Raw genomic sequence first — 21,625 nt, forward strand, 5'->3', positions numbered from 1 at the left:
AAAACCGAGTACATCCGCTGTATTTCAAGCGAAAAGACACACTCTACGTCTTCAACCCCAGTCAGCCGACTGAAGGGTTCAACTCAAGCCAACAAGGCAGACCACCCACCCATTCCGCACTGCGGAGAATTCGCCCCCACAGACAGCAAAAAGGGCGCCCCAATTGGAGCGCCCCGTCTGTTGCTTGTTGGGAGGGAAACTTACTGGCAAGCCTCACACTCGCCGCCGTTCATCATGGCTTCGAGCGAGCATGCCTTCACTTGCTCCGGCGTGTACTCCTTCTTCTTTTCAACCGGGGCTTCCGCCTGGCCGGCACGTCCGCGAACCTCCTTCTTCACACTGGTGGTTGCCTTCTCAATATTGGAAGCACCGAGCGTGCGCAGATAGTAAGTCGTCTTCAGTCCCTTGTGCCACGCATCACGATACATGTGCGAAAGGGTCTTGATGTCCGGCGAAGGCAGGAAGAGGTTCACCGACTGCGACTGGTCGATCCACTTCTGACGTCGGGCAGCCGCATCAATGAAGTACTTATAGTCGATCGTGAATGCGGTCTTGTACTTCGCACGCAGGTCTTCCGGCACACCTTCGACCGAATCAAGCTCACCGTCGAAATACTTCACCTGGTCGAGCATCTCCTTGTCCCAGAGTCCGCGGCGTTTGAGGTCACGAACCAGTTCACCATTGAGAACGATGAAATCTCCGGACAGGTTGCTCTTCACAAAGAGGTTCTTGTAGGTCGGCTCGATACAGGGCGAAGTGCCCATGATGTTCGAGATCGTCGCGGTCGGAGCGATCGCCAGAACGTTGGAATTGCGCATCCCCTGCCTTGTGATCTTCTCACGCAGCGGCTTCCAATCCATTTTGCCGGCACGCGGCACCTGAATTTCCACACCACGCTCCTGCTCGAGCAGGTCGAGCGTATCCTGCGGCATCAAGCCACGATCCCATTTGGAACCCTTGTACGTGCTGTAGGTGCCATGCTCAGCGGCGAGGTCGGAAGACGCTTCGTAGGCATAGTAGGCGATGGCCTCCATGAACTCGTCGTTGAAGTCAACCGCAGCTTGCGAGGCAAAAGCGATGTCCTTCCGGAACAGCGCATTCTGCAAGCCCATCACACCGAGACCGATCGGTCGGTGACGGCTATTGGCCGTTTGCGCCGCTTTGGTCGGGTAGAAGTTGATGTCGATGACATTGTCGAGGGCGCGCACCGCAATGCGGATCGTATCGCGCAACTTTTCGTGGTCGAGGTTGCCGTCCTTATCGAGGTGCGAGTCGAGTACAACCGAGCCCAGGTTACAAACCGCGGTTTCCTCCTCGCTGGTATTGAGCGTAATCTCAGTGCAAAGGTTGGAACTGTGAATCACCCCGGCATGGTCTTGCGGGCTGCGGACGTTGCAGGGATCCTTGAAAGTGATCCACGGGTGCCCCGTCTCGAAGATCATGCGAAGCATATTCTTCCAAAGCTCGATCGCAGGAATCTTTTTGCCGAAGATTTCACCGCGTTCGGCCATCGCCTCGTATGCGCAATAGCGATCTTCGAAGGCCTTCCCGTAGAGGTCGTGCAAGTCCGGACACTCGTTCGAACGGAGCAGCGTCCAATCCTCACGGGCCTCCATCCGCTTCATGAACAGGTCCGGAATCCAGTTAGCCGTATTCATGTCGTGGGTACGGCGGCGGTCGTCCCCGGTATTTTTGCGAAGCTCGAGAAAGTCGTCGATATCGTTGTGCCAGGACTCCAGATAGGCACATCCGGAACCACGACGTTTGCCGCCCTGGTTCACTGCGACAAGCTGGTCGTTGTGCAATTTAAGGAAAGGGATCACGCCCTGGCTTTCACCGTTCGTGCCCTTGATGAAGCTGCCGGTACCGCGCACGGAAGTCCAGGAACCGCCAAGGCCGCCCGCCCACTTCGAAAGGAAGGCGTTATCGGCGATACCGCGGTGCATGATCGACTCGATGCTATCGTCCACCTTGTAGAGATAGCAGGATGACAGCTGCGAATGCAGGGTGCCTGAGTTGAACAGCGTCGGCGTAGAGGAGCAGAAACGACGGCTCTTATAGAGATTGTACAAACTGATCGCATAGCCTTCGCGGTCCGACTTCTCGTGATGGAAGAGCCCCATGGACACGCGGATCCAGAAATACTGCGGCACTTCCAGACGACGGTGCTTCTTGCCCGTCTTGTCAACAATCAGGTAGCGGTCGTACATCGTCTGCACCCCGAGATAATCGAAGTCCAAATCGGCCGAGGGATCGAGCGCTTCGCCGATTCGGTCCAGGTCGAAATCGAGGAGCTTCGGGTGTACCCGCTCGATCTCGATCGCACGCTTCAGGTACGGCTTCAGGCCGCGGCGGTGCGCTTCTTTCAAACTGCTGACACCGTCTCGAACGATATCCCAGTCAAGTACTTCCTCATAGATGTAGGACAGGAGAATCCGCCCGGCAAAACGTGCGAAATCGGCATCCCGCTCGATTAGCGACTTGGCATTGAGGATAATGGTCTTTTTCAAGTCCTCACGCTTCATCTCGGGATAGAGCGAGCGGCGGAGTTCGGCCTCTATCTCATCGGCGTTGAGGTTAAGGTCCAGGCCAATGATGGCGAAGTCAATGCGTCGCTTCAGGTCGACACCATCCCAGAATGTATTCTCCCCGTTTTCGTCGGTCACGACGATCATGGACTCCTGCTGGGACTCATCGATCTCGGTCAGTGCGCTTTCCTCGCGGACACGTGCGCGGTGGGCCCGGTAGAGGATGTAAGCTTCGGCCACCTTGAATTGGCCCTGACGCATCATCTCCTCCTGAACCGCGTCCTGCACATCCTCGATATTGACAAAGGCCTTGCCATCGTTGCTGAGACGGTCCGTCACGGCGCGCGCAATGTCGACCGCCGGGCTGGAATCGAGATGCAGGGACAGGAATGACTTGCGCACCGCAATCTCAATCTTGGACTCGCTCCAAGGAACGACCTGCCCGTTACGGCGTATCAGACGCATGGATACCGGCGCGCGTTCCTCGACCTTGCCGCGACCGAAGACCAGGCTTTTGGCGACATCATGGGCGTCGTTCTCGATCAGCGCCTTTTCAATAAGCAGATGGATATCGTGAGTGGAGAGCGTCAACGCACGCCCCTTGTCGATCTGCTCGGCCAACACTTCACCGACAGTCTCGGCGATCTTGGCCACAAACTGCTGGTTCACCTCCGTGAAAATCTCCTCTTCCTGGCGGGAAAGAAGCAGGTCGGTCAGAGCGGCACCGATCGTGTCCGCGATCTCGGCCAGATTGAAGGCGCGCTCGCCGCCTTCCGATTCGATCTTGATATCGCGGCCGTTGAACCGGTCCGGACTAATTACAGTACCCCAGTCGAATCGGGGCTTTTTGTCTTTGGGTGTGGAGGTGTAGCGCTTGAGTTCGAGGTCTTCTTCGAAGGAGATTTTCTGGATCATGTAAGTGTTTGGTTAGTGTCTTGTCGGAGGTAGTTTGCGGCAGGTAGCAAGTGGGTAGGTAGGCACGCAAAGCGGTTGGTAGCCGCCCCGCGGTGGTAAAGCGTCTTAGAGCTCGTCGTCGTCGATGCTACCGAGGGCTGAAGCCTTCTGGTATTCGGTGACGCGGCCTTCAAAGAAGTTCTGCTCTTTCTTGATGTCCATCATCTCGGCCAACCAGGGGAAGGGATTGGAAGTCCCCGGCTTGAGCGGTGCGAGCCCCACGCCCTCAAGGCGGCGGTCGGCGATGTAATCAATATATTGGCAGAATTCGTCGGCACTTAGGCCCACGGCATTGACCGGCAGGCAATCGCGAATAAACTCCTGCTCCAGGGCCACGGCTTCGCGCATCAAGTCACGCAGCTCTTCGCGAAAGGCCGGCGTCCAGACGTCTTCATTCTCCTCAATCAGATCCATGAGCAGGTTACGGAAGACCTCGATGTGATTCGACTCGTCGCGCATGGTGTAGCGGAACATCTGGCCGATTCCCGGGAACTTGTTCTGACGGTAGAGGGACAGCACCATTCCGAAAAGCCCGTAGAACTGGGTACCTTCCATGCATTGCCCGAAAATGAACATGTTCTTGGCAAAGGCTTGCTTGTCCTCGGTCGAATCGAGGTTCATGTCGCGACGCAGCGAGCGCGAGTTGTTCACCACAAAGGCCGTCTTCTTCTCAATCGTCGGAATGTCCTCAAACATGGCCTCACACTCGTGCGGATTGATGCCCAGCGAGCTGATCATGTAAACGAGGGAGTCGGCGTGGATGTTTTCCTCGTGAGCGTGGCGGCCGAGCACCAGCTTCAACTCAGGAGCGGTCACCAACTCACGGGTCACGTGCTGGATATTGTCCCCGACAATACCCTCGGCCGCAGAAAAGTAGCCGATCGCCATCTTGATGATCCAGCGCTCCACATCCGGCAGGTCATTGCTGCGCCAGAGCTCCACGTCCTTTTGCATGGGAATATCTTCCGGCTCCCAGTGATTGTTCTTCATCGTCTTGTACAGATCGTAGGCCCACTGGTACTTCAGTGGCAGGATGTTGAAGAACATGGTATCGCGACCGTTGATGATCTTTTTCGCCGCAAAGGCTTCTTCTGCTTTGGCTTGGTCGAGGACGAAGGTTTTGTTGCCGATAGTGTAGGTTTTTTCCATTGGACGTATAGAGCTGGGTAGTGGTTTGGTTAGAAATCAGCCGACAGCACTGCCACGAATTCGCGGACAGCGTGCGAAAGGCCTTGAGAGGGTGTTGGTTAGGAACGGTAGGGAGGTAGAGGGCGCGGGGCAGACCGCCTGATGGTGGTCCGAAGACTGAGTCCCGAAGATGCAGTTGTCAATATTCGCGACACCATATATCGTACATTTTTGCGCATCAGGCACTAGATATAGTAATTATACACCAATTATTCACAAAAGGCTGTGAGCAAGTCAGGCGCCAAGCCAAGTCTTGGCACCAAATTTATCGCCGATTTTCCTTCACTCGAAAGAGGGGTGATTGCCCCGGCATCCGCAAAGGCCTTGAAGACGAATTTCTTGTGCAACTTTCTTGGCAAAGGAGCGATTTCAGGAATAAGTATGCAGACACATATCCAGCGCATTTTCCCGATCCGCAGCGAGGCCCTAAGCAGCACTCCCGCGCGGGCACGGCAGCGCCCAGCAACGACTACTATGAGCGACTCCCCCGTCGAAGACATCGACAGCATCTGCCTGCGTGCCGTAGCGGACGGCGACCGGCAAGCCTTCTCCAGCCTGGTCGAACGCTGGCAAACACGTCTGATTAACTTTTTCTATCGCTCCGTTGGCAATCGCGCCGATGCCGAGGACCTTGCCCAGGACACACTCGTCGACCTCTACCGCAATGCCGCCCGCTATCAACCACGGGGCAGCTTCAATGCATACATTTTCACCCTGGCCCGCCGCCGCATGATCGACGTCTACCGCAAAAAGGCACGTCGCCCGCTCGACCTGCTCGATCCGATGGATTACACCATGCAACAACAGGCTGAAGAGAACGACGCCTCCCGCGAGATCGAGGAAGCCTTTCATAAGGCGCTGGCCGAGCTGCCGGACAACCAGCGCGAAGCGATCCTCCTACTGCAGCAGCAAGGTCTCGCCTATGAGGAAATCGCGACCAGCATGAATGCAAGCCTCAGCGCCGTGAAGACTTGGATCCACCGCGCCCGCCAGCACCTCCGCAACGAACTCAAAGACTTTTACCCATCCGCCTAAGCCTCCCACCCACCGGACCATGAACACACCCAACAGACCCGACCCGCTCGACCAGAAGATCAACTCCCTGCTGTCCAGCAAACCGCTGCGTCCATCCGAGGGCTTTGCCGACCGCGTGCTCGCCGCCGCCGACGGATGTACCCAAGTCCGGCGCACACGCTCGCTCCGCGCTTGGATCTGGGGCACGACAGCCCCACTGGCAGCCGCCATTGCCCTAGGCTTCAGTTTCCTCATCTTCAAGCAACCGGCCCCCATCACCTCCCCCGGCCCGGCGACCGTGCAGACCGAAACCGATGCAACGGTTTATACGCCAACACTGGAGGAAGCCTTCCTCCTCGACGAGGGCCTCCAAGGCCTGAGCGAGATCGACACCGAGCAAATCTCCGCCAACGGCCTGCTCGCCACCTTCGACGCACTCTACTACGACTTACAGTCATGAAAATCCATCGACTTCACCTCCTGATACTCACAGCCCTGCTTAGCTTCGGATTTCAGCTCGGGGCAGAAGAAGCGACAGCCCCCGAGGCCCAAGGACCACCGCCTCCCCAAGAGGCAGGCGCCCCGCGCCCCGACAATAACGCGCGGCTTCTGCGGCACCTGCTCTCAATGGACAATGCCCAGCTAGCCGAACTCCGTACCACCATCGAGCGCATCGAAAAGATGAGCCCCGAAGAACGCGAAGTCATGCGCCGGCATATCGACAAGATCCAAAAGCAGTCTCCCGACCGTTTTGACAACCTGCGCAAGCGATACGAGGCCATTCCCGAAGAAAAGCGTGAAGCCATGCGCAAGAAGTGGCAGGAGATGCCCAAGGAGGAACGACGCGCCTTCCTCCAGTCAATCAGAGACTTAAGCCCGGAGGAACGAGCCGAGGCCTTTGACGCCAAAGGCGTCTTGCCAAGTCCCCCGCGCAAGTTCCGTCCCGGCCCTCCACCAGACGACGAGACACCTCCACCTCCACCCGTGTCTCCCGAGACAACAGGGACCACGGAAAATTAATCTGTTTTTTTCTGATCAGGGACTTGACACACAGGGGGCGGATCACAATATCCGCCCCTTCTTGTTGAGAAATCAACGAGGTCGCCTGCTGGATTAGCTCAATTGGTAGAGCAGTTGACTCTTAATCAATTGGTTCGGGGTTCGAGTCCCCGATCCAGTAGGCTTTCTTTTTATATACTTCGGCATCATGCCAAGGCCACCTTAGCTCAGCTGGTAGAGCAGTTGATTTGTAATCATCAGGTCGTCAGTTCGATCCTGACAGGTGGCTCCACTTAAAAAGCCCTAGGTCAATGACTTAGGGCTTTTTTATTAAGAATCGACTCGCGTAGGTTGGAGCCCAAACCAATTAACGGAGACCAAAGACCTTCTTAATAAAGTCGAAGATGCTCCAACTGCTGGAGGTCTGAGGCGTTCCGCCCGAGGGACTGCTTGACGGATTGGAAGCTGAATTCGAGTTTGAGCTGCTGGAGGACGAGGTCGGCTCGAAACTAAGCTCGAGTCGATAATCACGGATATCCGGACGCTGGGCCACCGCCTGTTCCACGATGTCCTTGAGTTCGGCCAGATAATCTTCGCCGGTGGACTGCAGGAGGACCGGACCGAAGTAGTAATTGAGCGACTGGTGCTCATAGATGACATACCAGCCCGAACTGAGCGCAGAGGGATCCGGCAAAAGTTCGCCGGGGAAGCGCTGGTCAAAGTCCGCCTTAGACAAAAAGCCCGTATAGGGAATGGCGGATTCATCAATCACCCGGATCTCCGCCGACACCTCGAGCATGCCGCCCAAGACGATGCAAAAAAGGGATGCCCTCAGGCCTCTGAATATTGCCATAGCGTTGTTCATATACCCGATGGAATGTTGGTTCCGTAATCACCACTACCACTGCCGGTCTGCGGGGCAGAGCCTGATCCGCCCGTTCCACTGTTGCCTGTATTCTGATTCCCACTGGTGGTATTGCTCCCAGTCGCCGTTGTGCCGCTCCCCGTAGTGCCTTCGGCACCAGAAGCCCCCCCCGTCGCGCTCCCTGTACCGGGACCGGATTTCGAGCTATTGACTTCCACAGTCTGCGCACCATTAGCACCGCCAAAGCCGAAATCCTCGAAATTGCGATCTTCGCCCCCCGAGGCCGAACCGCCGGAGCCACTCCCCCCGGAGCTCGCAGGCGTGCCACCACTGCCCTCGGTTCCCGAAGTTCCGGCGGCACCGGAGCCACCTGTCACCGAACTACCGGAAGCTCCATCCGGAGCCTCCGCCGTTTCAGTGGAACCGCCACCGTCACTACCACCACTGGCCTGTTCTCCGGATTCCCCGCCGGCGTCCTTCGAGCTTCCTGTATTGACGGGCTGTCCGCCACCAACACCGGCGATCTCACCCATGTCGCGTTCCGAGCCCGAAGCGCCCGCCTCGGCGGAGTCAGCCGAATCCGCCGCCGCCCCCCCGGACGCTCCGCTACTGCCAGACTGTCCTTCTTCGGTTTCTGCTCCAGAACCACCCGCTGCTGAGGATGCGGATGCGGACACCCGGCCGTCAAACAGGTCGGGATCCGGCGCGGCCGGGAGAATCCAAGGTAGCAAGGCCGACAGCAACAGCAGCCCGGCCCGCCCGAGGCGGCCGGGGTAACAGACACCCGGAGTTATCGTTTTTCGGTGCATTCGACAGTGACAGTTGGGGAGGACGCAAGCGCATCCACCTTGAATTCAATCTCCACGTCCTGGTAGCCGCTACGCGTTCCTTTAACCGTATAGACGTCGGGATACAACTTCAGTTCCTCAGTGCGCAACTTACCGGGCGGCAAAACTCCAATGATGCTGACATAGGTGCGATTGTCGGACCGGATCACAACCGAGACCTTTTCCGATTGGGCTTCCAGGGCGGAGCGAATCTTCGCCTCCTCGGCCACTTGCACCGCCGGCACGTTGCCGGGCCGGGCCGCCATGGCCTCATTAAAGAACTTACTGGCGAGCGGATACCGCCCTTCCACCATATACTTGCGGGCGGTGCCCAGATTCTGAGTGTATCGGATATTGGCAAGGAAGAGGCTCGATGCCTTCTCGTAACCGGTTCGTGCCTCCTTGGAATCCGGAGCCAGCTGGGACGCTTCCCGGTAGTCATCCCTCGCTTTTTCGTAATTCCCGGTCTTCAGGGCTTCATAGCCGGACGCGAGCAGGGCCTCCAGTCGCGCGGCCTTGTATTTGGCCTTCAGACTGGCCATGCGTTCCTGCAACTCGGGGGTCGTGCGGATCGCGAGCGCCGCCTCCATGGCCTGCACCGCAGCCGCCCAATCCCCGGCGGCTTCTGCGGCATCCACCTTGACCAGAGCGGCTTTGAGGTCCCGCTCCTGTATCTTGCCATTCAAAATTTTGCGCTGACTGGCAACAAAGGGATTATTCGGATGCGCCTGGGCCAGCGCATCCAGCGCCGCTACCGCCTCTTCCAGCTTACCGGCCTCCGCCAGTGCCTGTACCGCCTGAACCTCCTCGGCAATGCCCTCAATCGCTGCCACCTTTTCGAGCCCGGCACGAGCCCCGGCATGCTCGGGATTTATCTTCAAGACGCCCTCATAGGCAGACTTGGCGGCCTCCAGATCAAAGCCGGCCATGGCCTGTTCCGCAGCCTCCAGCAAGCCCCCGACACGCTGCAAAGCACGCGCTTCCAAATCGCCCAGGATCGCCCCGGTCATCTCAAAGCCCTGAACGCTCTCGGCAAACTCACCACCATTGAGCTGGCGCAGCGCCTCGTTATAGGTCCCCACGGCCTCCTCATAGGTATTGCCAAAGCTGCTCTTCAGATATTCGATTTCCTGTAATTGTGCATAGCTGCTTTCGCTGAGAGCGCGCGCCTTGTCCGCCAGAGCCAATGCCTCCAACTGGACCTCGGCCGACTGGACGACTGCGGACAAATACTTGCGGGCACGCTCCCCCTTGCCGTCGACCAGCGCAGTATTGCCCTTGTCGAACTCCTTGCGGAGCTCGGTCATATAGTCGAGCGACACATCTCCCTGCTTGAGCGCTTCAGCCAATTCACCGTCCAGATAGCCCTGGGCTTTTTCCGAGAGCTGCCGTAGATCATAATCAACCGTCGTAGCTGCGCCGGAACCGTTCACCGGATCCGCCAAAGGCTGGTCTGACCCGCCACGCATGACCATCAGAACAAGAACCGGCAGCACAATCAGAGCGGAAAGTACGATTGCGACCGCAATCGCGGGGGTTTTACTGCGAGACATATTGTCCAAGTTAGGCGGGAAGCCATAAATTGCCACGCGAAAAGACAAATTCAGGGCGAGAGAAGGCAATCTTTGTTCGTGCTTGCATAGAGTTCCTAAACTCCCACGCTACCGACAATTTATGCCAAAACGCACCGACATCGAGACTATCCTCATCATTGGCTCCGGCCCCATCGTCATCGGGCAGGCCTGTGAATTCGACTACTCCGGAACCCAGGCTTGTAAAGCCCTCCGTGAAGAAGGCTACCGCGTGGTACTGGTCAACAGCAACCCGGCTACCATCATGACCGACCCGGAGTTTGCGGATGTGACCTACATCGAGCCCCTGACGGTTGACGCGGTGGAAAAGATCATCGCCAAGGAGCGCCCGAACGCCCTGCTACCGACACTGGGCGGACAAACCGGCCTCAACCTCTCGATGGACCTGAACAAAGCAGGCATTCTGGAAAAATACGGCGTCGAGATGATCGGCGCGAAGCCTGAAGCCATTGAGAAGGGAGAAGCCCGCGATGTCTTCAAACAGGCGATGCTGAAGATCGGGCTCGACGTGGCACGCTCCGCAACAGTCAACACCTTGGCCGATGCCCTCAAGGCGGCTGACGAACTGATCGGTGATTTCCCCATCATTATCCGTCCGAGTTACACCCTCGGCGGCTCCGGCGGCGGGATCGCCTACAACCGCGAGGAGTACGAGCGTATGGTGCAATCCGGCCTCGACATTTCCCCGACCCACGAGGTGCTGGTCGAAGAATGCCTGCTGGGCTGGAAGGAATACGAGATGGAGGTCATGCGCGACCACAAGGACCAGTGCGTGGTGATCTGCTCGATCGAGAACTTTGACCCGATGGGCGTGCACACCGGCGACTCCATCACAGTGGCCCCGGCCATGACGCTCACCGACAAGGAATACCAGCTCATGCGGGACGCTTCCTTCGCTTGTATCCGCGAGGTGGGCGTGGAAACCGGCGGTTCGAACATCCAGTTCTCGGTCAACCCCGATAACGGCCGCATGGTGGTGATTGAAATGAACCCGCGTGTTTCCCGCAGCTCGGCCCTCGCCTCCAAGGCGACCGGTTTCCCCATTGCGAAGATCGCGGCTAAGCTTGCCGTCGGCTACAGCCTCGACGAACTGCAAAACGACATCACCCGCGAGACGCCGGCCAGCTTCGAGCCCACGATTGACTACGTGGTAACCAAGATCCCGCGTTTCACTTTCGAAAAGTTCCCCGGCGCCGATGCCACCCTGACCTCCGCCATGAAATCCGTGGGCGAAGCCATGGCCATCGGCCGCACCTTCAAGGAATCCTTCCAAAAGGCGCTCCGCTCACTCGAAATCGGCGCCAAGGGCTTTGTTGGCCCCAAGAAGTTCGAAGCCCAGATCAGCGACCTGCAGAAGGTCCGCGAGGGCATCAGCGTTTCCACATCCGAGCGTGTATTCTGGCTGCGTCAGGGCTTCCTCAATGGGCTTTCCGTCGAAGACATCCATGAGCTCTGCAAGATCGACACCTGGTTCCTCCAGCAACTCAAGGAATTGGTCGACATCGAGATCGCGCTTCGCACCTTCAGCCTCGGCCGCCTCGAATTCGATCTGCTCAAGCAGGCCAAAGAAGCCGGCTTCAGCGATGCGCTCATCGCGGACCTCGTCGGCTCCAACCGTCAGGCGGTGCGCAAGAAGCGAGAAAAGCTCGGCATCCTGACCAACTACCGTCTGGTCGACACCTGTGCCGCCGAGTTCGAAGCCTTCACGCCTTACTACTACTCGTCCTACGGCGCCGAGAACGAGATCAAGAAGACCGACAAGAAGAAGATCATGATTCTCGGCGGTGGCCCGAACCGTATCGGCCAGGGCATCGAGTTCGACTACTGCTGCGTGCACGCCTCCTTCGCCCTGCGCGAAGCCGGCTACGAAACCGTAATGGTCAACTCCAACCCGGAAACCGTTTCCACCGACTACGACACCTCGGACAAGCTCTTCTTCGAACCGCTCACGCTCGAAGATGTACTCGAGATCTACTACCAGGAAGGCTGCGACGGCGCGATCGTCCAGTTCGGCGGCCAAACCCCGCTCAACCTGGCAACCGAGCTCGAAGCCCACGGCGTGAATATCATCGGGACCTCACCGTCCATGATCGACGCGGCCGAAGACCGTAACCTGTTCCGCAACATCCTGGAACGCGTCGGCCTGAAGCAGCCGATGAACCGTATCGCTAACTCTCAGGAGCAAGCCTACGAGCTGGCCGGTGAAATCGGCTTCCCCATCCTGCTCCGCCCCTCCTTCGTGCTGGGTGGCCGCGGCATGTTCATCGTCTACGACATGAATGAGATGAAGGGCATTATCCGCGAGGTCTTTGACGCCGCTCCGGGCAAGCCCGTCCTGCTCGACCAGTTCCTTGAGGACGCCTACGAGTTGGACGTCGACTGTATTTCCGACGGCGAGATTTCCGTCATCGGCGGCATGCTCCAGCACGTCGAATTCGCCGGGGTGCACTCCGGCGACGCCGCCATGGTCATGCCCCCGCACACCCTGTCCAAGGACATGCTGAACACCGTGCGCGACGCAACTTACGCACTGGCCAAAGAATTGGAAGTGGTCGGCCTGATGAATGTGCAGTACGCCATCAAGGACGACGAATTGTACATCATCGAAGTGAACCCGCGCGCATCCCGCACCGTGCCCTTCGTCTCCAAGGCGATCGGTAAGCCGCTGGCCAAGCTGGCAGCGCGGGTCATGGCCGGTGAAAAGCTCAAGGATCTCGGTTTCACCGAGGAAATCATTCCGCCCTACTGGGCCGTCAAGGAATCCGTCTTCCCCTTCAACCGCTTCCCGGGCGCGCCGATCATGCTCAGCCCGGAAATGCGCAGTACGGGTGAGGTCATGGGCCTGGATGAGGACCTCGGTGTCGCCTTTGCCAAGTCGCAGATGGCCGCCAAGCCCTCCCTGCCCGACTCCGGCGACGTCTTCATTAGCGTGAAGGATGCCGACAAGGAACGTGCGGTCGAAATCGCCCGCGGCCTGAGCGAACTCGGCTTTGGCATCATCGCCACCGCCGGCACCGGAAAGGTCCTGAATTCCCAAGGCATCGAGGTGAAGAGCGTGTACCGCCTGAGCGAAGGGCGCCCGAACGTGATCGACTTGATTAAGAACGGCAAGGTGGCCCTCATCATCAACACGCCTCAGGGCACCGTCCCCCGCCAGAACGAAAACCAGATCCGTACCGAAGCGGTGAAGCACAACGTCTGCATCATGACCACGATTTCTGCCGCGTCCGCCGCAGTCGACGGGATCCGCTCGATCCGCGAGAAGGGCTACAACGTCTGCTCGATCCAGGACTACGGCGACAAGCTGTAAGCACAAGAAAACGCCTGATTTTACCAAAGCCCGCCTTGTCTGAAGGCGGGCTTTTTTGTGGAGATTTTTCCACAAAGGTAGGGCACGATATCCTTATCGTGCCGCGCGACCAATAATGCACCACGACTCACACGAGTTCATCCGCAGGACACCCGCTTACAACAACGGCGGATCGTTAAGGATCCGTCTTCGCTAAAAGCTACGCCGCGACAGGTAACGATCCCCACCCAATACGAATCGAAGCAGGTAGCTTCCCGGAGAAAGAGCATTATCAGGTAGGGCACGATATCCTTATCGTGCCGTTCTGGCACTAATACCACGCGACTCATACAATCGAATGCGATCCCCCACCCCTAGCTCGCTAAGCCTCATAATAGTCGGTGAGTTTTTCGGCGCGCTCACGGACGAGTCGAACCACGAGGGAAGTCCAACCGGTCTGGTGACTCGCACCGAGGCCCTCCCCGGTTTCCGCATGAAAGTATTCGTGGAAGAGGACCAAGTTTTCCCAAGCGGGGATTTCGTCATAACGTTTGGCCACGCCGCCTCCAAAGCAGGGACGATAGCCATTGGCGTCTTTCTGAAAGATGGAGATGAGGCGATGGCTGATGAGATCCGCCACTTCCTTCAAGGTTAATTCCTGCCCGGATCTCGCGGGTGCTTCGATGGTAAACGAGTCGCCGTAGAAATTGTGGTAGCGCTCAAGTGCCTCAACGATGAGGTAGCTGATGGGAAACCAAACCGGTCCACGCCAGTTCGAATTGCCTCCAAACATCCAGCTATCGCTCTCGCCCGGAACGTAGCGAACTTCGTTGTATTCGCCTCCGTGACGGAACTGGAAGGGCTTTTTCTCATGCACCTTGCTGAGCGATCGAATTCCAAAGGTGCTGAGAAACTCGTCTTCATCCACCAGGCGCTCCAGACAGCGGCGTAATCGCTCCTGAGACGGGATGGCGAGCAATCGCACCGATCCCCGGTTGCCCGCATCCGTGCATCGGTCGCAGTAGCTGACATATTTTGCCAGCTCCGGCCGGTTTTCCAGAAACCAGTGCATACGTTTCTTGAAGCCGGGCAGCGCATCGATGACTTCCTGCTTCAAAACGGCCACGGCAATCATCGGAAGCAGACCGACCAATGAACGGACTTTGAGCGGGATCGGTTCCTTATGATCGATAATCAGCTGATCGTAGTAAAACCCGTCTTCCTCATCCCAAAGACCGTCGCCCCCCAGGGAATTGATCGCGTCGGTGATGTTGACGAAGTGCTCGAAGAACTTCGAAGCGATGTCCTCGTAGGCGGGGCGATCACGGGCCAACTCGATCGAGATATTAAGCATGAGCAGACAATACGATGCCATCCAGGCGGTGCCATCGGCCTGATTGAGATAACCGCCACCCGGCAGCGGACGTGAACGGTCAAAGACCCCGATATTGTCCAACCCCAGAAAGCCGCCTCCAAAGACATGACGCCCCTCGACGTCCTTGCGATTCACCCACCAGGTAAAATTGAGCAGCAGCTTCTGAAAGGCCCGTTCGAGGAACTCAATGTCACGATGGCCCTTGGGGTCGGCGGTTTTATAGACCCGCCAAACCGCCCAGGCGTGAACCGGCGGATTCACATCGGAAAAATTCCACTCGTAGGCCGGAAGCTGTCCGTTCGGGTGCATGTACCACTCGCGCAGCAGGAGCAGCAACTGGCTCTTGGCAAAATCCGGATCGACCTTGGCAAACGGTATCATGTGGAAGGCCGTATCCCATGCCGCGAACCACGGATATTCCCACTTATCCGGCATGGAAAGAACATCGCGGGCAAAGAAATGGCTCCAGTCGCTATTGCGGCCCTGCTTCCGGGATTCGGGCGGGGCGGGCTCATCCGAATCGCCATGAATCCAGTCACTAACGATATATTCGTAAAACTGCTTGGTCCAGAGCAAGCCCGCGTAGCCCTGACGACAGATCATGGCATCCTCATCACTGACCCTTTTCGGCAGCATGTCTTGATAGAAGGCATCGCACTCGGCAATCCGGGACGCAAAGGTCGCTTCGAAGTCTTCCAGGCGGGTCAGACCGTTATCCTCCTCCACCGGGTGCAAGCGGCAGCGAACGACGACAGTCGCTCCTGCGGGGATGTCGAACTGCCAGAGAGCCGCCGCTTTGGTGCCCCGTCGGGCTGGATTCACCGCGCCGGCTTCGCGGTTGATGACATAACGGTGAAAGGCGTCCTTTGTGTAACGGGAGGCACTTTTCGAATGAAAAATCCGTTCCTGATTGGTCTCGTTTTCAGTGAAGAGCCATTCGACCCCGGCAGCCGCACCATCGGCTTCGCAGTGAAACAGCATTTCACCCAGCTCCTCATGATGGAGCCGGATCGCATCGTCCTCCGGGTCGAATTCCAATGTCGGTCGCAGCCTGCTCTCCTTATGGATGCAACCCCAGGCCCAAACATTACGGAACCAGATGCTGGGCAGGACATGGAGCGGCGCAGACGCGTTGCCCCGGTTTGTAATCGTGATCTTCCACAGCAGATCATTCGGGCTACGCTTCGCCACTTCCTGCAGGACATCAAAGTATGCCTCGTCCTTGAACGCACCAAGGTCTGCCAACTCGACTTCACCCAAACTCTTGTCCCGGCCCCGGTTTTTTTGAACCAGTTCCTCGTAGGGATATCTGGCATGCGGATATTTGTAGAGCCCCTTGGTGTAAGAATGTGTCGGCGTCGCATCCAGATAGTAATAGCACTCCTTCACATCCTCACCATGACTGCCCTCCTTGCCGCTCAGCCCGAAAAGGCGCTCTTTAAGGATAGCATCCTTCCCGTTCCATAAAGCCGGTGCGAAGCAGACCCGGCACTCGCGGTCGGTCCAGCCCATCAAGCCATCCTCCCCCCATCGATAGGCACGGCTGCGGGCCTGGTCATGCGTAAAATAGGCCCAACTATCCTGGTTTCCCGAATAGTCCTCTCGCACGGTTCCCCATTGCCGCTCGGATAAATACGTGCCCCAGCGCTTCCAGTTGTTCTCCCGCGCCTTATCTTCGGCCAGACGTTGCTTTTCCGCTCCCAACATACCCACAAGTAGAGCAGGAACGATACGCGTTCAAACAAGAAGCGGATTTCACAAAACTTTCGCCCAAGGCAACTTGGCCGCGATGGCGACGCCTGCCGTCCCCTCGGCTCCCCCGACGAATCGCACGATATCCGCTTGATCTCTCCACTGATAATGCTTGTGCTGGTCGGTTTCCATGAGCGCACCCACCATCATCGCACTGCTTTCCGGCCCGGACCAACCGGGACTCGTTTCGCGTGTCTCCAGTTGGATTTTCCTGCGCGGCAGCAATATCCACCACGCCGACCAGCACAAGGATCCGGAAGCCAACATTTTCTTCCAACGGGTTGAATGGTCCCCTTCCGGACGCATCGAGGAAGAAGCCGCCAGCTTCGAGAAATTTGCCTCGACCGAGCTGGGCATGAAAGTCCGCGTCGTGCTCTCGACGGACCGCCCCAAAGTGGCCCTGTTCGTGTCTAAGATCGAACATTGCTTCCACGACACAATCCTGCGCTTCAAATCCGGCGAGCTCAATGGCGAACTGGCCTGCGTGATCTCCAACCATCCGGACTTAAAGGAAGCGACCGAAACCTACGGCCTGCCCTTCTACCACATTCCGGTGACCAAGGACAACAAGCAGGCGGCTGAAGACCAACAGCTTCAAGTCGTCCATGATCATGGGGTCGAACTCGTCGTCATGGCCCGCTACATGCAAATCCTTTCGGCACGCTTCCTCAGCGAACTCGGCTGCCCGGTGATCAACATCCACCATTCCTTCCTGCCCGCCTTTGCCGGCGGCAAGCCCTACCACCAGGCCTATACCCGGGGCGTCAAGCTGATCGGAGCCACCGCCCACTATGCGACGCCTGATCTTGACGAAGGCCCCATCATCTACCAAGACGTGACCCGGGTGAACCACCGGAATACCATCCCGGACCTGATCCGAAAGGGGCGGGACCTGGAAAAATCGGTCTTTGCCCAAGCCATCCGGCTTCACCTCGACAACCGCATTCTGGTCTACAATAACAAGACCGTGATTTTCGACTAAAGCCCACTCCACTTTCCACCTTTAACCTTCGCACTTTCCTACTCCAATCATGCACCGCCCAAAAAAGAAAAAGATTCACAACCCGACCCTTCCGGATGACCAACAGGACGTGGTCGATGAACGCCACCTGATCGACACAGAGGACTCGGTCGATATTTCCCTGGAAGACCGCCTCCGTCTCTACTGGATGGAAAACAAGGGCTTCATCTCCGGCTGCGTTACGGTGATTGCCCTGCTCATCATCGCATTCCAGGGCATGCGCATCTACAAGGAGAAAGCCATCGCCAATATGCAGGCCTCCTTCATGAGTGCCAAGGCAGACGACAGCCTCGACAGCTTTGCCCAGAAGTACGCAAACAAGGAACTCGGCGGTTTTGCCGCCCTCATGGTCGCCGACCAGGCCTTCGAAGATAAGGACTACGCACGCGCCACCGAATATTACGATTTGGCGCAAAGCGCATTGGAAGGCAGTACCCTCGCCGGCCGCGCCAAGATAGGCTCCGCCTTTGCGATCTATCAGGGGGGGGACACAGCCGCCGGCCTGGCCGCGCTCACCGCCGTCGCCGATGCCCCCAGCTTGTCCGAAGCCATTCGCGCCGAAGCCGCCTACCATCTAGCCGTCGAGGCGGATGTCGCCGGCCAGACCGAAATCTACGATGGCTATGTCCAACAAATCAACGCCTTCACCAGTGCCACCGGTTGGCAACAGCGCCTACGCTACTACGAGCAGACTGCGCATTGATTTACTGAACAGCTTCAACTTTCAAAGCCTTCCCCTCCGGAAGGCTTTTTTTGTGGATGGGCAAAGCAACTGGCTTCTACGCCCAAGCATATTCAATTACGACAGCCATCATCACCCCTTCTAAGCGAACAGATCCTAAGTACCTTATTTTCTATACTTGCCAGTCAAACTGCAACACAGTGCTCTCAACCAAAAATGACGAAACAATCACCAGTCAAAGTCATCCTCGTCGGCATCGGCGGCTACGGCCACCGTTACTACGAGACCGTCAAACCACTCGAAGCAAGCGGCCTGGCGGAGCTGGTTGCCATTATCGACCCGATGGCCAAGGCCGCTCCCTCCTGGGATGAAATCGAAGCGAGCGGGCTCCCTGTCTTTGACAATCTGGAAGCGTTCTTCAACTCGCCGCTTGAAGCCGAACTCGCAGGCATCGCCTCCCCCATTTCCTTCCACGCAGACCAGGCCTGCGCTTTGTTGGAGGCGGGAATCAATGTCCTCTGCGAAAAACCGATCTGCCCCACTCTGGAGGAAGCACAACGCATGCAGGAAGCCCGTGACCGATCCGGCAAATTCCTGGAAATTGGCTACCAATGGTCCTTCAGTCAGGGTATTCAGGACATGAAAGCCGATATCCTTGCCGGGCGATTTGGAAAGCCGGTCTGTCTGAAAACCCGCGTCGCATGGCCGCGCAACAGCAACTATTTCAATCGCAACAACTGGGCCGGAAAAATCCACAATGCCCGTGGTCAAGCAATCTATGACAGCCCGGTCAGTAATGCCACCGCCCACTTCCTGCACAATATGCTGTTTGTGCTCGGCCCGGCAACGCACCTCTCCGCCGTTCCCATCCGCATCTCGGCAGAATGCTACCGCAGTAACCCGATCGAGAACTTCGATACGGCCTGCTGCCGGATCGAAACCGAGCAGGATGCGGAAATCCTCTTTTACACGACCCATACGGTGGAGGAAAACGACGGCCCCAACTTCAGTTACGAGTTTGAAGATGCCGTCATCAGCTATGAGTCAGGCAGCCACATCATGGCTGATTTCAAGGACGGACACCAAGTGGATTACGGCGAGGCTGACATGGGCTCCATGCACAAACTGGAGATCTGCGTCCAGAAGTGCCGCCATCCGGATATGCCGGCGACCTGCAGCGTCGAGGCATCGATCGCGCACACTGCCTGTGTGAAGGCACTCCAACAATTGGAGACCCACAGCGTCGAAGAGCAATTCAAGCATATAAAGCAGGCCAATGAAGATGCCACACTCACCTATGTCCCCGGCATGGCAAAAGCGGTACGGAATGCCTATGATGAACGAAAACTCTTCTCCGAACTGGGACTGCCCTGGGCAAAACCTGCGAAAACCACGCCCGTCGATCATCAATTGCAGTCCGCGCTGAACGCCCGGCAACTCGAAGACGCCTAGTCGCCGGCTGCGGTGATTGATCCGTAGTCTCCCCTCGCAGCGATCCGGAAAAGCGAGCATAACCCTCCGATAAGCAGGTTTAATTTCAGCATCGTTCAATAATAGCTGCAATTAATAGCTCGTATAATCGAAATCGGGCTTGGAATTTAATTCGTTCGCCTGACGTGAATCATTGACAGCGAGCGGGTAGACGACACAACCAGTCATGCTTGCTCGGGCAAGGGACCGAGTCACGAGCGATTTCAAAAATTCGAAACCGATCATTGATATGAGCACAACCATCATAGACATCCGCGCCCGCGAGATTATTGACTCCCGTGGCAACCCAACCGTCGAGGTCGACGTTGAACTCGAGTGTGGCGTAATCGGCCGCGCAGCCGTTCCGTCCGGCGCCTCCACTGGCGAACACGAAGCTGTCGAGCTTCGCGATGGCGACAAGGACCGCTTCCTCGGTAAGGGCGTCCTCAAGGCCGTAGAAAACGTCGACACACTCATCGCTCCTGAACTCGTTGGTCTCGACGCATGTGACCAACTTTCCGTCGACAAGGCAATGCTTGCTCTCGACGGCACCAAGAACAAGGGCAAGCTGGGCGCAAACGCTGTCCTCGGCGTTTCTCTCGCAACTGCCAAGGCAGCTGCCGAAGCTTCCGGCCTTCCGCTTTACAAATACCTCGGCGGCCCGAACGCCAAGGTTCTTCCGGTCCCGATGATGAACGTCATCAACGGTGGCTCCCACTCCGACGCTCCGATCGCGTTCCAGGAATTCATGATCCGTCCGGTAGGCGCTCCGACCTTCAAGGAAGCCATCCGCATGGGTGCTGAGTGCTTCCACAGCCTCAAGAAGGTTCTTAAGGGCCGTGGCCTGAGCACAGCTGTGGGTGACGAAGGCGGTTTCGCTCCGACTTTCGAAGGCACCGAAGACGCACTCGACACACTCTGCAAGGCTGTTGAAGCTGCCGGCTACAAGGTCGGTGAAGACATCACCTTCGCACTCGACTGCGCATCCTCCGAGTTCTTCAGCGACGGCGTCTACGACTACAGCAAGTTCGAAGGCGAAACCGGTGCCAAGCGCAACTCCCAAGAGCAAGCTGAATACCTGGCCGAACTTTGCTCGAAGTATCCGATCGATTCCATCGAAGACGGCTGCGACGAAAACGACTGGGACGGCTGGAAGGTTCTGACCGACCTGATCGGCGACAAGGTTCAGCTCGTCGGTGACGACCTTTTCGTAACCAACGTCGAGTTCCTGCAAAAGGGTATCGATCTTGGCGTTGCCAACTCGATCCTGATCAAGGTGAACCAAATCGGTTCCCTCACCGAAACACTCGAAGCAATCGAGCTGGGCAAGGTAAACGGCTACAACTCTGTCGTTTCCCACCGCTCCGGTGAAACTGAGGACACAACAATCGCCGACATCGCGGTTGCCACCAACGCCGGCCAAATCAAGACCGGTTCCATGAGCCGTTCCGACCGTATCGCGAAATACAACCAACTTCTTCGCATCGAAGAAGAACTGGGTGAAAACGCGATCTACGCCGGCACACTCAAGTAGTCCCCGACTCAATCCACCATTTACCAAAAGCCCGGCGGCAACGCCGGGCTTTTTTGTGGGCTAGTTGGTAGCGGCGTGTGTCCTCACACGCCACACCACAGACAACAGCGCAATGGGCCGCTGAGGACAGCCGCCGCTACCACCCCCGCCTTCATCCAGGCAGGAAGGTGTCTCTGACTGGCTGCAGCCATCCGTCTTCTCTCCGATACGCCGTGACAAGCCTCCCCTGGGAAAAGAGGAGGTGTTTTTCTGTACAACGACCTCAACTCACACGCAGAGCCCCAATAAACTCCTCCTCCATGGCTCGGCGTAGTCTTAGACGAAGACGGGTGCAGGCAGGGGAGGTGGATCCGCGGAGCGGAGACGGAGGGGTCCACAATCAAGCCGACCCATAGAATCACTCGAGCTCACAGATAAGCGATACGCTAGTCTGACCCGATGGAATCCGTCCACTTCAACAAGCCCTTACCCGGTAAATGGCGATGATCCAAAAAAAGCCGCCCCCGGATGGGAGCGGCTTTAGAAATTCAATCGA

The 21,625-nt window shown here is 57.4% G+C and carries 14 protein-coding genes and 2 tRNA genes; 10 read left to right on the forward strand and 6 right to left on the reverse strand.

The window, feature by feature from the left end; all coding sequences use genetic code 11:
* Positions 1–200: 200 nt before the first annotated feature.
* Positions 201–3,443 (reverse strand): ribonucleoside-diphosphate reductase subunit alpha, encoded by a 3,243-nt coding sequence (locus tag O2597_RS12905; RefSeq protein WP_269525481.1) that lies wholly within the window; start codon positions 3,441–3,443, stop codon positions 201–203.
* A gap of 105 nt (positions 3,444–3,548) precedes the next feature.
* Entirely contained in the window at positions 3,549–4,631 is a 1,083-nt protein-coding gene (locus tag O2597_RS12910; protein ID WP_269525483.1) for a ribonucleotide-diphosphate reductase subunit beta, read from the reverse strand.
* A gap of 513 nt (positions 4,632–5,144) precedes the next feature.
* On the opposite strand from O2597_RS12910, the gene O2597_RS12915 reads away from it, so the two are divergent.
* From O2597_RS12915 to O2597_RS12935, 5 genes are all read left to right on the forward strand, one after another.
* Positions 5,145–5,705 (forward strand): RNA polymerase sigma factor, encoded by a 561-nt coding sequence (locus tag O2597_RS12915; RefSeq protein ID WP_269525485.1) that lies wholly within the window; start codon positions 5,145–5,147, stop codon positions 5,703–5,705.
* A 19-nt stretch (positions 5,706–5,724) separates the two neighbouring features.
* Complete coding sequence (locus O2597_RS12920) at positions 5,725–6,144, forward strand: hypothetical protein (protein ID WP_269525487.1); 420 nt, start codon at positions 5,725–5,727, stop codon at positions 6,142–6,144.
* A complete protein-coding gene (locus O2597_RS12925) occupies positions 6,141–6,704 on the forward strand; it encodes a DUF3106 domain-containing protein (protein ID WP_269525489.1) in 564 nt (187 codons plus the stop codon). Before O2597_RS12920 ends, O2597_RS12925 begins: the two co-directional genes overlap by 4 nt.
* A gap of 87 nt (positions 6,705–6,791) precedes the next feature.
* Positions 6,792–6,864 (forward strand) — tRNA-Lys (locus O2597_RS12930).
* 35 nt (positions 6,865–6,899) lie between these two features.
* Positions 6,900–6,975, forward strand: a tRNA-Thr gene (locus tag O2597_RS12935).
* A gap of 75 nt (positions 6,976–7,050) precedes the next feature.
* Here O2597_RS12935 and O2597_RS12940 read toward each other — a convergent pair.
* The 3 genes from O2597_RS12940 to O2597_RS12950 are packed head-to-tail and all read right to left on the reverse strand — an operon-like array spanning position 7,051 to position 9,928.
* Complete coding sequence (locus O2597_RS12940) at positions 7,051–7,536, reverse strand: hypothetical protein (protein WP_269525491.1); 486 nt, start codon at positions 7,534–7,536, stop codon at positions 7,051–7,053.
* Between the two features lie 8 nt (positions 7,537–7,544).
* Positions 7,545–8,357 (reverse strand): hypothetical protein, encoded by an 813-nt coding sequence (locus tag O2597_RS12945; protein ID WP_269525493.1) that lies wholly within the window; start codon positions 8,355–8,357, stop codon positions 7,545–7,547.
* Positions 8,339–9,928: a tetratricopeptide repeat protein gene (locus O2597_RS12950; RefSeq protein WP_269525495.1), complete on the reverse strand. Its 1,590-nt coding sequence runs from the start codon at positions 9,926–9,928 to the stop codon at positions 8,339–8,341. The genes O2597_RS12945 and O2597_RS12950 overlap by 19 nt, the downstream gene beginning before the upstream one ends.
* A 121-nt stretch (positions 9,929–10,049) precedes the next feature.
* Here O2597_RS12950 and carB point away from each other — a divergent pair, with 121 nt between their 5' ends.
* Positions 10,050–13,277, forward strand: a complete 3,228-nt coding sequence (gene carB, locus O2597_RS12955; RefSeq protein WP_269525497.1) for a carbamoyl-phosphate synthase large subunit — start codon at positions 10,050–10,052, stop codon at positions 13,275–13,277.
* A 361-nt stretch (positions 13,278–13,638) separates the two neighbouring features.
* On the opposite strand, the gene O2597_RS12960 is transcribed toward carB, so the two are convergent.
* Positions 13,639–16,338, reverse strand: coding sequence for an MGH1-like glycoside hydrolase domain-containing protein (locus O2597_RS12960; RefSeq protein ID WP_269525499.1), 2,700 nt, complete (start codon positions 16,336–16,338; stop codon positions 13,639–13,641).
* Positions 16,339–16,513: 175 nt separating this feature from the next.
* Between O2597_RS12960 and purU the strand changes: the two genes are divergently transcribed.
* The 4 genes from purU (at position 16,514) to eno (ending at position 21,090) form a co-directional block, all read left to right on the forward strand.
* On the forward strand, positions 16,514–17,365 hold the full coding sequence (gene purU, locus O2597_RS12965; RefSeq protein WP_269525501.1) for a formyltetrahydrofolate deformylase: 852 nt from the start codon (positions 16,514–16,516) through the stop codon (positions 17,363–17,365).
* 49 nt (positions 17,366–17,414) lie between these two features.
* Entirely contained in the window at positions 17,415–18,107 is a 693-nt protein-coding gene (locus O2597_RS12970) for a YfgM family protein (protein WP_269525503.1), read from the forward strand.
* 195 nt (positions 18,108–18,302) lie between these two features.
* Positions 18,303–19,538 carry a Gfo/Idh/MocA family protein gene (locus O2597_RS12975; RefSeq protein WP_269525505.1) on the forward strand — a complete coding sequence of 412 codons (1,236 nt, stop codon included), beginning with the start codon at positions 18,303–18,305 and terminating at the stop codon, positions 19,536–19,538.
* Between the two features lie 268 nt (positions 19,539–19,806).
* Entirely contained in the window at positions 19,807–21,090 is a 1,284-nt protein-coding gene (gene eno / locus O2597_RS12980; protein WP_269525507.1) for a phosphopyruvate hydratase, read from the forward strand.
* The last annotated feature ends 535 nt before the right edge of the window (positions 21,091–21,625 follow it).

This window comes from Coraliomargarita parva (assembly GCF_027257905.1).
GTDB lineage: Bacteria > Verrucomicrobiota > Verrucomicrobiia > Opitutales > Coraliomargaritaceae > Coraliomargarita_A > Coraliomargarita_A parva.

Bases quoted from the DNA above. Each gene is read 5' to 3' on its own strand.
- eno (WP_269525507.1), top strand. From the start codon at position 19,807: ATGAGCACAACCATCATAGACATCCGCGCCCGCGAGATTATTGACTCC.
- O2597_RS12905 (WP_269525481.1), bottom strand. From the start codon at position 3,443: ATGATCCAGAAAATCTCCTTCGAAGAAGACCTCGAACTCAAGCGCTAC.
- carB (WP_269525497.1), top strand. From the start codon at position 10,050: ATGCCAAAACGCACCGACATCGAGACTATCCTCATCATTGGCTCCGGC.
- O2597_RS12920 (WP_269525487.1), top strand. From the start codon at position 5,725: ATGAACACACCCAACAGACCCGACCCGCTCGACCAGAAGATCAACTCC.
- O2597_RS12960 (WP_269525499.1), bottom strand. From the start codon at position 16,338: ATGTTGGGAGCGGAAAAGCAACGTCTGGCCGAAGATAAGGCGCGGGAG.
- O2597_RS12945 (WP_269525493.1), bottom strand. From the start codon at position 8,357: ATGCACCGAAAAACGATAACTCCGGGTGTCTGTTACCCCGGCCGCCTC.
- O2597_RS12940 (WP_269525491.1), bottom strand. From the start codon at position 7,536: ATGGCAATATTCAGAGGCCTGAGGGCATCCCTTTTTTGCATCGTCTTG.
- O2597_RS12925 (WP_269525489.1), top strand. From the start codon at position 6,141: ATGAAAATCCATCGACTTCACCTCCTGATACTCACAGCCCTGCTTAGC.
- O2597_RS12910 (WP_269525483.1), bottom strand. From the start codon at position 4,631: ATGGAAAAAACCTACACTATCGGCAACAAAACCTTCGTCCTCGACCAA.
- purU (WP_269525501.1), top strand. From the start codon at position 16,514: ATGAGCGCACCCACCATCATCGCACTGCTTTCCGGCCCGGACCAACCG.
- O2597_RS12950 (WP_269525495.1), bottom strand. From the start codon at position 9,928: ATGTCTCGCAGTAAAACCCCCGCGATTGCGGTCGCAATCGTACTTTCC.
- O2597_RS12975 (WP_269525505.1), top strand. From the start codon at position 18,303: ATGACGAAACAATCACCAGTCAAAGTCATCCTCGTCGGCATCGGCGGC.
- O2597_RS12970 (WP_269525503.1), top strand. From the start codon at position 17,415: ATGCACCGCCCAAAAAAGAAAAAGATTCACAACCCGACCCTTCCGGAT.
- O2597_RS12915 (WP_269525485.1), top strand. From the start codon at position 5,145: ATGAGCGACTCCCCCGTCGAAGACATCGACAGCATCTGCCTGCGTGCC.